The organism is Mycoplasma cottewii (assembly GCF_024918975.1).
GTDB classification, from domain to species: domain Bacteria; phylum Bacillota_I; class Bacilli_A; order Mycoplasmatales; family Mycoplasmataceae; genus Mycoplasma; species Mycoplasma cottewii.
Genome location: NZ_CP103424.1, coordinates 487272 through 501632, shown reverse-complemented (window position 1 = coordinate 501632; position 14361 = coordinate 487272). Strand labels below are relative to the sequence as shown.

At 25.9% G+C, this 14361-nt stretch carries 15 protein-coding genes; 2 read left to right on the top strand and 13 right to left on the bottom strand.

The genetic code is table 4. The features are described 5' to 3' along the window. The first annotated feature begins 136 nt into the window (after positions 1-136). Positions 137-652 (top strand): CinA family protein, encoded by a 516-nt coding sequence (locus NX779_RS02185; RefSeq protein WP_259430561.1) that lies wholly within the window; start codon positions 137-139, stop codon positions 650-652. Positions 653-733: 81 nt separating this feature from the next. Continuing rightward, a complete protein-coding gene (gene recA, locus NX779_RS02180; RefSeq protein ID WP_375162447.1) occupies positions 734-1744 on the top strand; it encodes a recombinase RecA in 1011 nt (336 codons plus the stop codon). 30 nt (positions 1745-1774) lie between these two features. Here recA and NX779_RS02175 read toward each other — a convergent pair whose 3' ends face one another. The 13 genes from NX779_RS02175 to NX779_RS02115 all read right to left on the bottom strand — a co-directional run bounded on the left by NX779_RS02175 (position 1775) and on the right by NX779_RS02115 (position 14308). Next, positions 1775-3994 (bottom strand): MAG2960 family serine endopeptidase lipoprotein, encoded by a 2220-nt coding sequence (locus tag NX779_RS02175; protein WP_259430560.1) that lies wholly within the window; start codon positions 3992-3994, stop codon positions 1775-1777. A gap of 84 nt (positions 3995-4078) precedes the next feature. After that, entirely contained in the window at positions 4079-4705 is a 627-nt protein-coding gene (gene rnhB, locus NX779_RS02170) for a ribonuclease HII (protein ID WP_259430559.1), read from the bottom strand. After that, positions 4699-5652, bottom strand: coding sequence for a ribosome biogenesis GTPase YlqF (gene ylqF / locus NX779_RS02165; protein ID WP_004426814.1), 954 nt, complete (start codon positions 5650-5652; stop codon positions 4699-4701). The genes rnhB and ylqF overlap by 7 nt, the downstream gene beginning before the upstream one ends. Before the next feature lie 101 nt (positions 5653-5753). Next, a complete protein-coding gene (gene rplS / locus NX779_RS02160) occupies positions 5754-6137 on the bottom strand; it encodes a 50S ribosomal protein L19 (RefSeq protein WP_004426816.1) in 384 nt (127 codons plus the stop codon). Between the two features lies 1 nt (position 6138). Further along, positions 6139-6861, bottom strand: coding sequence for a tRNA (guanosine(37)-N1)-methyltransferase TrmD (trmD, locus tag NX779_RS02155; RefSeq protein WP_259430558.1), 723 nt, complete (start codon positions 6859-6861; stop codon positions 6139-6141). Beyond that, on the bottom strand, positions 6862-7356 hold the full coding sequence (locus NX779_RS02150) for a ribosome maturation factor RimM (protein WP_259430557.1): 495 nt from the start codon (positions 7354-7356) through the stop codon (positions 6862-6864). Between the two features lie 28 nt (positions 7357-7384). After that, positions 7385-7657 (bottom strand): 30S ribosomal protein S16, encoded by a 273-nt coding sequence (gene rpsP, locus NX779_RS02145; protein ID WP_004426822.1) that lies wholly within the window; start codon positions 7655-7657, stop codon positions 7385-7387. A 95-nt stretch (positions 7658-7752) separates the two neighbouring features. After that, on the bottom strand, positions 7753-8115 hold the full coding sequence (locus tag NX779_RS02140; protein WP_259430574.1) for a 23S rRNA (pseudouridine(1915)-N(3))-methyltransferase RlmH: 363 nt from the start codon (positions 8113-8115) through the stop codon (positions 7753-7755). 107 nt (positions 8116-8222) lie between these two features. Continuing rightward, positions 8223-9566, bottom strand: a complete 1344-nt coding sequence (ffh, locus tag NX779_RS02135) for a signal recognition particle protein (RefSeq protein ID WP_259430556.1) — start codon at positions 9564-9566, stop codon at positions 8223-8225. A gap of 102 nt (positions 9567-9668) precedes the next feature. Then, positions 9669-11195, bottom strand: coding sequence for a ribonuclease Y (gene rny, locus NX779_RS02130; RefSeq protein ID WP_259430555.1), 1527 nt, complete (start codon positions 11193-11195; stop codon positions 9669-9671). A 324-nt stretch (positions 11196-11519) separates the two neighbouring features. Further along, complete coding sequence (locus NX779_RS02125; protein ID WP_259430554.1) at positions 11520-13097, bottom strand: BspA family leucine-rich repeat surface protein; 1578 nt, start codon at positions 13095-13097, stop codon at positions 11520-11522. A gap of 40 nt (positions 13098-13137) precedes the next feature. After that, positions 13138-13482 (bottom strand): BspA family leucine-rich repeat surface protein, encoded by a 345-nt coding sequence (locus NX779_RS02120; RefSeq protein ID WP_375162446.1) that lies wholly within the window; start codon positions 13480-13482, stop codon positions 13138-13140. Between the two features lie 484 nt (positions 13483-13966). Beyond that, positions 13967-14308, bottom strand: coding sequence for a hypothetical protein (locus NX779_RS02115; RefSeq protein ID WP_259430552.1), 342 nt, complete (start codon positions 14306-14308; stop codon positions 13967-13969). Positions 14309-14361: the final 53 nt, after the last annotated feature.

Sequence of the window (14361 nt, the reverse complement as noted above, 5' to 3'; positions counted from 1 at the left end):
TTTGAAGTTTTAACAAATAGGTTATTAAAAATATGATTCGATCAAAAACAAGCTAGTCACGTTTTATAGTTAGTTTTAATTATAAAAAGTGCAGAAGCTAATTTTGATCAATTTTTTATATAGTTAGGAGATTAATATGTATATAGACCAATTAAGACGTTATCTTATAGAAAATAATTTAACAATTTCTGTATGTGAGACTTTTACAGCGGGAAATTTTATATCTATGTTAACTAAAAATATGAAAAACCCTTCAGAAATTTTAAGATATTCTTGTCTAGGGTTTTCTAATAAATTTAAAATAAAACATATGAATGTTAATAAAAATCTAATTAGAAGACACGGGCCACATTCAGTAGAATGTGCAAAAGAAATTGGTTATAACTTAAAAGAAGAGTCAAAAGCTGATATTGCTATATGTTTTATAGGAAATCCTTTTCCTGCAAATCAAGAAAATGAAAATGTTAGTACATATGGTTTAATAATGACTCAACAAGTATCACCAAAAACTTGTTATGCCGTTGTTGTCTTTCCTGATGATGAATGAGATTGATTTGAAATTAATTTTAATAATTATTGACAATATAACATCGACAATATGAGGCGAGATGCTGTTGAATATGTTACAAGAGAAATTTTAAACGACTTATAATACAAATAATTTATTTTTTCCTAATACTATATTGGAGGGAAAAATATGAATGAAATAACTAATATAGAAAAGAAAAATGAAATGAATAAAGTAAACGATATTAAAATATGAGATTCTAAAGAATTAAAAGAAACAATAAAAGAAATTGAAAAAACTTTTGGTCGTGGATCTATTGTAGTTTTAGGTGACAATAATAATTTAAACATCGAAACTTTTTCATCAGGTTCTTTTATACTTGATAATGCATTAGGAATCGGTGGATATCCAAAAGGTAGAATTATTGAAATTTTTGGTCCTGAATCTTCAGGTAAAACAACTTTATCATTACATGCAATAAGTGAAGTTCAAAAAAGTGGAGGAATTGTTGCTTTTATTGATGCTGAACATTCTTTAGATCCTAAATATTGTAAGAATTTAGGTATTGACACTAATAAAATGTTAGTTAGTCAACCTGATAGTGGTGAGCAAGCTTTAGATATTTTAGAAATGTTAGTTAAATCAAATAGCGTTGATTTAATTGTTGTTGATTCAGTAGCTGCTTTAGTTCCAAAAACCGAACTAGATGGTGAGATGTCAGATCAATCTATAGGATTACAAGCAAGAATGATGTCAAAAGCATTAAGAAAATTAAATGGATTAATATCAAAAACTAATACAACTGTTATTTTTATTAATCAATTAAGAGAAAAAATAGGTGTAATTTTTGGTAACCCAGAAACTACAACAGGTGGTAAAGCATTAAAATTCTTTTCTTCAGTAAGACTTGAAGTAAGAAAAGGTGAAACAATCACAGCAAATTCTGAAATTATTGGAAATAAAATTAAAGCAAAAGTTGTTAAAAATAAAACAGCTATGCCATTTAAAAGTGTTGTTTTATCATTAATATACAATAAAGGTATTGATAAAATTGGTGAGATAGTTGATTTATTAGTTAGTTATGAAATTATTACAAAATCTGGTGTTTGGTATTCTTATAAAGATCAAAAAATTGGTCAAGGAAAACAAAGTGTTATTCAATGACTAAATGAAGATGAAGCTAGAAAAGAAGATTTCATAAATCAAATTAGAGAAAAAATGAATCAGGACAAATAATGCATTAAAAAAGCTCTTTAGGAGCTTTTGTTATTTTTTAGGGTTTAATTTAACTGTATTAAAATTATCTAATTGTAACTTTTTGATTAATTCAGATATTAAATTTATACCATTCTCACTAGAACTTTGCATTAAATTAATTCCATTTGTAGTTTTACCACTTGCTTCGTCTTTAGATAATGAATAGTTAATTCCTATTAAATTAAATGATGAATCAATTGCCATAGATCCAGATGATCCTCCAGGTAAACCTTGTTGATCATTTTGTATATTTGAATATAATGTTGAATGTTGATTTCAAATGTTTAATTTCATACCGTGTTCATTTTCAATAAATGAATTTTCATATTTTTTATAGTTCTCATTTAATGAGTTACTGTCTTCATTTAAATCTTTGTTGTATTTAACTCATAAACTTCTTAGATTGATTGGGTTATAAGCTCTTTGTTGAGTGCTTATTACTCCTCCTTGTGATTTTATTCCTCTAAAGTTTATATCTTCTGTTTCATCTTTTTGTTTTTCTAAAGGATAACCTGCATAAAATCATGATTTAATTGGAGAAAATTTTTCTGTTTTATAGTTAATATAAAAATCTCTTTCTTGTTCTGTTCCAATAACTGAGTCTAGTTTAGGTAATATATTTTTTAGGTTGCTTTTTGGTATTTTAACTTTTAATACTAAAAAATCTGCACCAGCATTATTAGTTGAGTATAGCTGATTAGTGCCTTTTGAACCAAAAAAGTTTTCAGGATCATCATTTCTTTTAGCACTTATTCCAGATACACTATGTCTTGAATAAAAATACGGAGCTTCTAAATATTGATTGTAAATATCAAAAACCGGATCTAATTGTTTAGTATTAATAGATTTAAAATCAATGTTTATATTTTTATCTATTCCTCTTGAACCTTTTATAAATACATTTTTTCTTTCTGATTTACTTTCTCTTGAATTTTCTCAAAATCCAGGAAGTTTATCATTTCAATTATCTAATACATGTTTTTCTTTTTTACCAAAATCAAAAATAGATTTATCAAATGTTTTACTTAAATCAAAAACGTGAATATTTGTTGCTACTAGTAATTCTCAATTCTTTTCATCTTGATCATTTACAACTCTATCTAAAACTCAAAATGTTCCTGAGTTTTGAAGATTTTTAAGTCTATAACCAGTTGTTCTTGCTAGAGAATCTTTATCTGCATCTCATGTTTTTGTTCTGATTGATAAAGTAAAGCTTCTATCATAAATATATTGGTAAAAATCAATATCACGTTTTAATTGATTTGATTTTTGATAATCTGTTTTAAAGTAATATCTATTAGAGTTTTTAGCATAAATTAGTAATTCAAATTTTCCGTTTTTATCATCAAAATTTGATTTAATTTCGGTTATTTGTTCATTTAGATTAAATTGTTTTTGTAACGAATCGAAATTTGAATAATAAAATAATTGACTTAGGTTTGAAGGTAAAAATCCAAAAGGATTTTTTTCAATAATTTTATTAATATCATTTATTTGTATTTCTTTATTATCTACAAGCTCGTCATCTTTAAAATTAGATAAATATTTAGGTTTTGTCATCGCTTCTAATGGAACTTTAGGATAATAAAATTCTGTTTTTTGTTTTTCACTATCTCCATAATTTCCATATTCACCAATTTCTTTTATAAATTCAAAAAAATCATTATTAACTTTTTCATCAGAAGAACTAAAAGTAAAATCAATAGCATTACCATGATTTCCGTTTTTAAATCATTGTTTTAAGTTGTGTTCTGTTGTTTTTAATTTAGGTGTTTTAAATATGATATCTCTTGCTGATAGAGAAAATAGTTCATCTAAATTAAATAAGTGTTTTTCAGCAAAATAAAGAGGATGTTCTTTTTGATTATAAGTAACATTATCTCTATATTCTAACTTATTAATATTTATTGAAGGATATAATGGTTTAGCTGGTTCATTAGTTTCATCAGGTTTATTATCATTTGAATTGTCAGGTTTAGTTTCATCTGGTGAATTATTTGATTCATCGCGTTCATCATCATTCGAATCACTAGGTTTATTATTAGTTTCATCAGGTTTATTATTACTTGAATCATCAGGTGTGTTATTTGGTTCATTATTATTAGGAGCATCATTTTTATCATCTTTTTTATCTTCATGTTTAACAGCACAACTAGACACAAATAAAGGTGTTGTTGTTGTTAATAATAATCCTAATAAGAAATTTACTTTTAAAATTTTTCTTGCCATAAAATCACTTCTAATCCTTTTAATTATTTTATTATAAATCAGTTTAGATAAATTAATATCAATAATAAAAACGCCATTTGGCGTTTAATTACAATTATTTAAAACTTTGATAACGGGTTTATAACTTTTTCTATGAACATTGTCAATAGCTCCATATTGTTGTAGAGCTTGTAAATGTAATTTAGTTCCATAACCTTTATGTTTTTCAAAACCATACATAGGATATTTTAAAGACAACTCATCTAAAATTCTATCACGTGTAACTTTAGCTAAAATACTAGCACAACTAATAGAAAAACTTTTATCATCACCTTTAACTATACAAATTGAATTATAATCTTTTAAATCAATATTTTTATTTCCATCAATTAAAGCTAATTCTGGTTTTATTTTTAATCTTTTAACAGAATTTTTAAACCCTAATAAACTAGCTTGTAATGGATTTAGTTGATCAACTTGATTTGCTGAGATAATTTCAATTTCATAGCATAAGCAATTTTGAATAATTTCATCAAATAATTGTTCTCTTAGTTTTTGAGATAGCAATTTTGAATCTTTAATTTTAGCATTAAAATAATCATCTTTTAAAATAACACTAGCTACAACTAAAGGACCAGCAATACAACCTCGTCCAACTTCATCACTTCCAGAAATTATTTTAACTTTATGTTCTTGTTTTAAATTATCATCAAATTGTTTTCTATCTATCATAATGCACTAATATCATCAACTTCTTCTTCTTTTTTATAACTAACAGCTTTTTCAATTTCTTCAGGAACAACGTCTAATACTCTTTCAAGAGAAATTTTACCTATTCTTCCTAGTGAAACATCTTTTAAAAATAATGAAAGAATTCTTTGCATATCTAACATATTATCAGTTATATATCAGCGTCTTTCTTTTCCTATTTTTTCAAATATTTTGTATGTATAAACCGTTTCAACAGGTCTTTGAAGATTAGTACTAATTTTATAGTATTTTTCAATATAACCTTCATAGTGATTAAAAATATATCTCATTAAACGTGCAGCAACACGTTCTTTTGGAAAAACACTATCTTTAACAGAATTAATCGCACAAATATTTGTTGCAACAGTTTCAGATTCTAATTTAGAAGGTAAAACTCCAGGAGTATCTAAAAGGTTGATAAATTGATTTAAATGAATAACTTGAATACCTCTAGTAATTCCTGGTTTATTACCAACTTTAACGTTTTTACCTTTAATAACTCTATTAATAAAAGTAGATTTTCCAACATTAGGAATACCTATAACTAAAGCATTAATTAAAGAATTTTTTATTCCATTTTTCTTATCTTTTTCACGTTTAGCTTCAGTAGCTTGATTAATTGCATTAATTAATTCATTAACAACATCTAATTTTCTATTGTTATTTAAAACTATCACTTTAACTTTATCTTTTTTAGAATAATATTTAACTCATTCATCAGTAACAGTTGGATCAGCTAGATCTGCTTTTGAAAAAACATAAATTATAGGTTTATTCTTTAAAAGTTTTTTAAAAGTTAAATTTTGTGATGAGTAAGGAGCTCTGGCATCAATTACTTCTACAACAACATCAACTATTTTTATTTTATCTTCGATTTCTTTTAATGTTTTGTTCATATGACCAGGAAATCAGTTAAACTCAGCACTCATAAACTCACATCTTTCTAATATCTAATATAAATTATACTAATATAAAATATAAAAAACATCACAATGTAGTTGATACTAATTGTGATGCAATTAATTTAGTATTATTTTTTTTCTTTAGTTGGCATAATTTCTTTAATTCTTGCAGATTTACCTGAAAGTTTTCTAATGTAGTAAATTCTTGCTCTACGTACACGTCCACGTTTAATTAAAGTTACTGAATCAATAATTGGTGAGTGTAATGGGAAAGTTCTTTCAACAAATACACCGTTTGACATTTTTCTAACAACAACTGAATAAGTAATTCCTGATCCTTGAGTTTTAATTACTAAACCTTCAAATGATTGAATACGGAATTTATCCCCCTCTTTAATTTTTACATCAACTCTAATAGTATCTCCTGATGTAAAATCTGGTAAGTCATTACGTAATTGGTTGTTTACAATATCATATTTTGATTTCATAGTTTTTGTAGCTTTTGAACTCATATTATTGTTCTCCTTTCATTTTTTTGTATAGTTCTAATTGAATTTTATTTAATTTTGATTCATCAATTAAATCTGGTCTTTTTTTAAAAGTATTAATTATTTGTTGTTCATCTCTTCATTTTGAAATATTTGCATGATGACCACTTAATAGAACATCTGGAACTTTTTTTCCTCTAAAATCATAAGGTTTAGTATAAACAGGATGATCTAATAAATTGTTTTCAAAACTTTCATTTTGATGAGATTCAGTTGCAATTACATTAGGTAAAATTCTTGAAATTGAATCAAGCATAATTAATGCAGGTAATTCTCCTCCTGTTAAAACATAATCTCCAATTGAAATTTCAACATCAACATAATCTAAAATTCTTTCATCAAAACCTTCATAATGACCACAAACTATAATTATATGTTCATAGTTATTTGCATATTGTTTTGATAAATTTTGATTTCAAGTTTTTCCTTGTGGAGTTGTTAATATTACTATTGAATCATCAGTTTTAACTGATTCAATTGCACTAACAACTGGCTGAGGCATTAAAACCATTCCTTTTCCACCACCATATTGATAATCATCAACTTGGTTATGACTTAGATTAGTAAAATCTCTAATATCTAAAATCTCAACTTCAATTGCATTTTTTTGAATGGCTTTTTTAATAATTGATTCAGATATATAAGATTTAATCATTTGTGGAAATAATGTAATAATTGTAAACTTCATCTATTTTAAACCTTCAATGTCTTTAGCTATGATAACTTCGTTTTCTCAGTCTATTGAATCTATATAAACATCAACAATAGGAACTCAAAACTGTTTATCATCAGATTTTATTTTAACTAGTTCTTGAGCTGAATTACTCATATAATCAACTACAATTCCATTTGTTTTTAAACTTTTAAATTCAAAACCAATTAAGCTTTTTACTTTCAAAATGTTGTTATCTTCATTTGAACAATAAGCTCTGATATTTTTAAATTTTACAACTTGATTTATATTGTCTAAATTTAAGAACTTAACAAGTAAAAAGTTTTTATTTTGAACTTGTTCTATATTTTCAACTCTTAAAACTTGAAAAGTATTTTGAATTTTAACGAATATGACATTAATTTTTTTAATATCATCAATAGTAATATCTGAATCTATAACAATTTTTACAAACCCTTTGATACCGAACGTATTTACTATAGTACCAAACTCAATTAATTTGTCATTCATCAAATACTCCTTATATGTTTAATTTAAATTATTTAGCTTTATTTGCTTGTTTAGCTTCGTGTAAAGCTTTTAAGATACCTTGTTGTGATAATAAAGTTCTAACTGTATCAGTTGGTTGAGCTCCATTTTGTAATCATTTTAAAGTTAATTCTTTATCAATTTTAACTTCATTGTTTAATGGGTTGAATGTACCAACTAATTCAATATATTTACCATTACGATTAACACGTGAATCTGCAGCAACTATTCTGTAGAATGGTGCTTGTTTTTTACCGATTCTTTTTAGTCTTAATTTAACCATTTTCTTCCTCCTATAATTTATTTATTTTAGACCTTAATTATCATATCAATATAAATAAAAGGTGTCAAGTATTTTTACTTAACACCTACAAATTTTTATTTATGATATTTTTCATTATTAATAATTTTAAATGAGCGATATATTTGTTCTATTAAAACTACTCTAAACAATTGATGAGGTAAAGTGATTTTTGCTAAAGAAATCTTATTATTAAACATAGATTTAAATTGATCAGTATATCCATCACTAGGTCCAATAACAAAAAGTAATTTACCTGATTTAAAGTCTTTATTATTTTGTATTTTTAAAGCTAATTCTTCAGATGAAACTAATTTAGAATTAACATCTAAAATAATTTTTTCATAATCTTTATAATTATTAATTTTATTTATTAATAGTTGAGAATTAATTTCTTTTACTTTATTTAATTCTCCATTAAATTCTTCTTTAAGCTCAATAACTTCTAAATCACAAAATTTATTAACTCTAGATAAATAGTCATCAAATGCTTGAATAAAAACTTTTTATCTAATTTTCCAAAACAAATTATTTTAATTTTCATAAATTAGAATTTAAATCCACCTTTATTAAAGTTTGGCATTCTTCCGCTTTTTAACATTTTAGTCATTTCCATAACTTGTTTTTTACCTTTTTCAAATGAATTAATTAACTCATTAAATTCTTTTTCAGTTCTACCTGACCCTTTAATAATTCTATTTTTACGGCTAATTGCTTTTAAAACTCTAGGATCACGTCTTTCTTTTAAAGTCATAGAATCCATTAAAACTGAAAAAACAGCTAATTTTCTTTGTGCGTCTTCAATTTGAGAATCACTTATTTTATTTGTTGGAAGCATTTTCATTAATTTATTTAAACTACCCATTTTACCAACTTGAGCTAATTGATTTCTTAGATCTTCTAAATCAAATTGACCCATAAACATACGTGTCATTGTTTTTTGCATTGAACGTTCATCGATATTTTCAACAGCTTTTTCAAACAGTGTTTCAATATCTCCCATACCCATTAATCTATCAGCCATTCTTTTTGGATAGAATGCATTTAGTGAACTAACTCCTTCACCTTCTCCGATAAATTTAATTGGAAGTTTAGTTAGATATGTAATTGATAGAGTAGCTCCCCCTCTAGCATCACCATCTAATTTAGTTACAATAACTCCAGATAATTTTAATTGTTTATTAAATTCATTTGTAACGTTAATGATTTCTTGACCAACCATTCCATCAACTACTAATAAAATTTCACTTGGTGAAGTTATTTTACGTAAATTATCTAATTCATCCATTAAAACTTGATCGATTTGTAATCTACCTGCTGTATCTAAAATAACAACATCATAATTATTTTCTTGTGCATATTCTAATGCTTGTTTTGCTGTAATTGTTGGATCTTGTTTTTGTTTTTCAAATACATCAATATTATTTTTCTCACCTAGTTGTACTAATTGTTCAATAGCTCCTGGTCTATAAATATCTAATCCAACCATTAAAACTTTTTTCTTTTGTTTTTTTGTTAAATAATAAGCTAATTTACAAGTTGAAGTAGTTTTACCACTACCTTGTAATCCTGCCATCATAATTACAGTAGGTTTTTTAGAAAGTTCTAAAGGAGAATTTATTTTTCCAAGAATTTCAACTAATTCACTATGAACAATTTTTACCATTTGTTGATGAGCGTTTGCTCCATCTTGAATATAATCACCTAAAGCTTTTTCTTTTACTTTACTAATAATTTCTTTTACTGCTTCAACATTAACGTCAGCTTCTAATAAAGCTAATCTTATTTCTTTTAAAGTATCTTTAATATTTTCTTCAGTTAAAGTTGATTTTTTCATATTTTTTTCAATGCTTTTTTGCATTCTTTTTGATAAAAAATCACCAAATCCCATGTTTATTTCTCCTTTTTCAATCTTAATTATTATATCAAAAGTTAGTAAAATTCATTCCTACTAAATTTATTAAGAAATTAATTTTAAGATAAGAAAAAGAAGTTATTTTAATACTTGAACTTCTTTTCTTTCTCTTATGACTGTAATTGTAATTTCACCAGGTACAATTACATGTTTTTTAATTGCTTCACTCATTTGATGCAATACTTGGTTTAATTCTAAATCTGAAACAACAACAGGATCAACTATCAATCTTATTTGTCGACCTGATTGTAAAGCATAAGTTTTAGCAACACCTGGAATTTGATTACCTATTTTTTCAATCTCATGCATTCTTAGTATAAATTCACCAATACCATTATTTCTAGCACCAGGACGCGATGCTGAAACTGAATCTGCTATTGCAACTATTGCTGAAATTTCATTTGTTTTTTCAACATCTTCGTGATGAGATTCAATAGCATTAACTATAATTTCATCTTCACCATATTTTCTAGCTATTTCAGCTCCTAAAACAACGTGACTTCCTTCATTTTCAAAATCAACTGCTTTACCAATATCGTGTAATAAACCAGCTCTAACCGCTTTTTTAACATCTAATCCTAGCTCAGCAGCAATTGATCCACTTAACTTAGCAACTTCAATTGAGTGAGTTAAAACATTTTGACCATAACTTGTTCTAAAGTGTAATTTACCAAGTAATTTGACTAATTCAAAATCAAGATCATTAATATCTAATTCTTCAATGACTTTAATTCCATATTCTTCAATAATCTGGTTAACTTCTTGTTCTTGTTTTTTTAGTTCTTGTTCAATTTTAACCGGTTGAATTCTTCCATCATTAATTAAAGTTTCTAATGCTCTTGAAGCAATTTCTCTTCTTATAGGGTTGAAACATGAAACAGTAATTGTATTGGGTGTTTCATCAATAACAATATCAACTCCACCAACTTGTTCAAATGTTTTCATATTTCTTCCATCTTTTCCAATAATACGACCTTTCATATCATCATTTGGAAGTTTTATAATATTAGAAGTTTTTTGATTAGCTACATCAACTTTAATTCTTTCCATAGCTGAAACAATAATATTAGCAGCTAATAATTTTGATTTACTATAAGCTTCAGTTTCTGCATTTTTTAAAATAGCTAATAAATCTTTTTGATTTCTTTCTTCTATTTTTTTAATTAATAATTCTTTTGCTTGAGATTTAGTGAAATTTGAAATTTCTTCTAAACTTGAAATAATTTCATCTTCTCGGTTGTCTAATTGTTGTTTTCTTTTATCAAGATCAGATAGTCTTAATTCTAATCTTTGAGCTTTAGCTTCGTTTAATTTTTTATCTGCTTCTATGTTAGATTGTTGTAAATTTAAATTATTTTTAAGTTCTTGCAGTTCTGCTTTTTGAATTTCAACTTCTTTTTCAAAAATTCTTTTTGCATCATTTATATCTTTATAACCTTCTGCAACAATTTTCTTTCTTTCTAGTTTAGCTTCTTTTATACGTTCTGCAATGATTTTTTTTCTAGTTTTAGATCATATTAGATATCAAATAATAACAGCTTGTGTTAGTAAAATAATTAATGCTGTACCTGCGGTAATAATCAGATATATTTCTCAAATATCCATTTTAATATCTAGTCCTTTCTTCTTACGAAAATAGGAATGTTCTTTATACTTAATTAATTATAACACTATTAAAAAGATAATATAAAAGAGAAAATTACTTAACAAAATTTTAATGTTTATTCATAAATAAGGAATCTTTCAATCATTATATAAATTAAACAAAAAACAACTCCTTTAAAGAAGTTGTTTTTAGCTCTATGTCTTTTCGTTTTCACTGTATGTCTGCTAGGACTTGTTAGATAAACGTCTATATAATTAAGATGAAACTTAATTGCTTATATAAAAAGTAATCTTAGAAGCGCTCACATTTTTAATTAATAGGTTCTAACAATTACCAGATGGTCTTATATAAACAAGAACATTTGTTCTAGAGTCAAATTGTCCACTATTTTGAGTGAATCTATTATGAATTACTGTTGGTAAATTAGAATCTCAATAAAATTGTGTTCAATTTCCAGAATTTGGGGTTACAAAGTTAAGTGTATTAACTCTGCATAAATCTCAATGCCCAATATTTTGTCTAAAACTTTGAGCACCAGCAAACATACGATTAACATCTTCGACATTCGAAACATCTCAATTTGATATGTCTTGGTTAAAAAATCTTGTACGTTCAAAGGCACTTGACATATCTTTTATATTTGAAGTATCTCATTTTTCCATATTTTTTATTTCTACAGTTTTCTGATTCAAGCGAAGCATATCTCTTAAGCTAGTAATAAACCAAGGTAGTTTTTCTGGAACGGTGTGTATAGAATCATCGAATACAATTCTTATATATGATTTACCATTTAGGCTTTCTTTTACATAACCGAATTTTTTTAGTTCACCATTTTCTATAACTGGATTACGTCTCTCTTCTGGATGTAATTCTCCTGCTTCTAAAGTTAGTCTTAAGACAGTTTTATCATTTTGTTCAACGTCAAAAATTAAAGATTGAGTTTGCGAAACTTTTCTATCTAAAGCTGGGATATTAGTTAGTTTAAATTTTAAATCTTTATTATTTACTACTTTATTAAAACGGTTTACTACACTTTCAAATGTTTCTCCAGCTCAAATAGTATCTTTCATGTTATTATTTCAAATTTCAGTAATAGTTGGTATAATTCATCTATTTACTAAAGCGTTGTTTCGGTTTTGTTCTGCATCATTGGCAGAAATTCAAGGTTTAATTTCTGCTTCTAACTTTATTCTTTCACTATCTAATATACCTATTCGTGAATTAACTTCTCTCATAATTTTATCCGTAGACTTCATATTAGATACTATTTGATCAATTTTCATTTTTTTCTGATCTATTTGTTGTTTAATAGTTTCTGCTTGTCGAATATGAGAATTTATTTTACCTTGGATATCTTGTTGAATATTAACTAACTCTTGATGACGAGTTCTTAATGAATCTAAATCTCTTTGTAATTCATCTTTTTCAGATTTCAATGCTGTTAATTGAGAAGATAGGCGTGAATATTCTTCTTCAATTCGTTCTTTTTCTTCTTTTAATTTATCAATTAGTTGTTGTATTGATGATATATCTTTATCTAATTGATTTTTTCAGCGTTCTAATATAAATTTTCTTCATTTCAAACTCGCATCATGTGTATTCAACGATTCAATTGATGCATTCAACATATCTCTTTCTAATTTAATGTCAGTAATTTGTTGTTCTAAACTAGATATATTTTGTTTTTGATCTGATAATTTTGTTAAAAGTTTTTTGCTTTCTTTTTCAATTTCTTTTACTTTTGAACCGATACTAGTTATTAATCTATTAAAAGTATTAATCTTTTCAGTGATTGTTTGATTAGAATCTTGTTTTAAATAAGTAAAAGAACTTATAGTTGGTATGAAAATCGATGAGGGTATAAAAATTGTACTTAAAGCAATTAATTTATATCATTTCATAAAACTATCCTCCTTATTAATTTAGCAAGTTAAATGATCACTAGAGATCTACATCTAGTATTCATTCTAGATTACCTCCACCATCTGAACCATCCTCATGTCTTAATCGGTCAAGACCACCAGGTGTTGTGTCTCGAATATATCTATTTCGAATAGTTTCTGGCAGATTATTGCTTCAATAAGGTTCATTTCAATTACCTGATTTAATAGTTACAAAAGCAAAAGTTTTTACATGTTTTCGAATATTTCATTTTGAGATATTTCGTTTAAAACCTTGTGCACCTGCAAAAGTTCTACGCATAAATCTCACATTTGAAACGTTTCAATTACCAATCGGATGATTAAATTTTGTAGCAAGTCTAAATGTATAGTTCATAACTATTATGTTTGAAACATCTCATTTTTCCAGATTTTTATAGAAGAGAATTTATTTCTAAAAATGCAGAATCTAAAGATTGAATAAACCAAGGTAAATACTCAGGCACTTCATTTACATCAATTAATGGTTCATATATAGAAATTAAATCTTGGCCGCTGGAAGTCCCTCTGTACTACTGCCAATTCCATTTTGTAAAAATTTTTTCTATAACCTATTTCAACTAATTTATTACCTTCTATCTTATGAGGTCTACTTTCAGGGTAAATAAAATCTATATCTAAATCTATAGTGATTGATTGAAGGAAAAAATTTCATTCGATACTACTTGAAATTTTCCGCGACTAACTTTTTTGTCAGATTGATTTCTATCTCTCAATTCGAAATCTCTAATTTACAAGTATTTATTTTTTCATCGTTAAAACGGGATAGGATAGAAGCATAAGTATCAAGTGCTCAAATAGTTTTTTTAGTAGTTTTTCTCAAACATCACTTATCATTTTTGAAATAAGACTAACATAATTTTTATTATCTTCTTGTTTTTGAGCATGATCTCTTTTAAGTTGTCAAGTATTCTTTGTAAATTAGATACTTGCATTTCTAATCCTTCTTTTATTTTTGTTCTTCCTCCTAAGATATTTTGTAAATTAGATTGTTCGTCTTGCTGATTTTGAAGATCACTTTCAACACCTTGTAATTCACGTTGAATTGCTTCAAGTTTTATAAATGCTTCAGGTTCTTCTGTTCTCTCTTTGTCTAGGTTACTATTATGTAAATTAATATTTGCTTGTTCTTGAACAGATATAACACCCCTTAGGTTTGCCGATTCTTTCATTGTTGCATCTATTTGTCGTTTTATTTCATTAATAAGTTTTCTGCTTTCTTCGT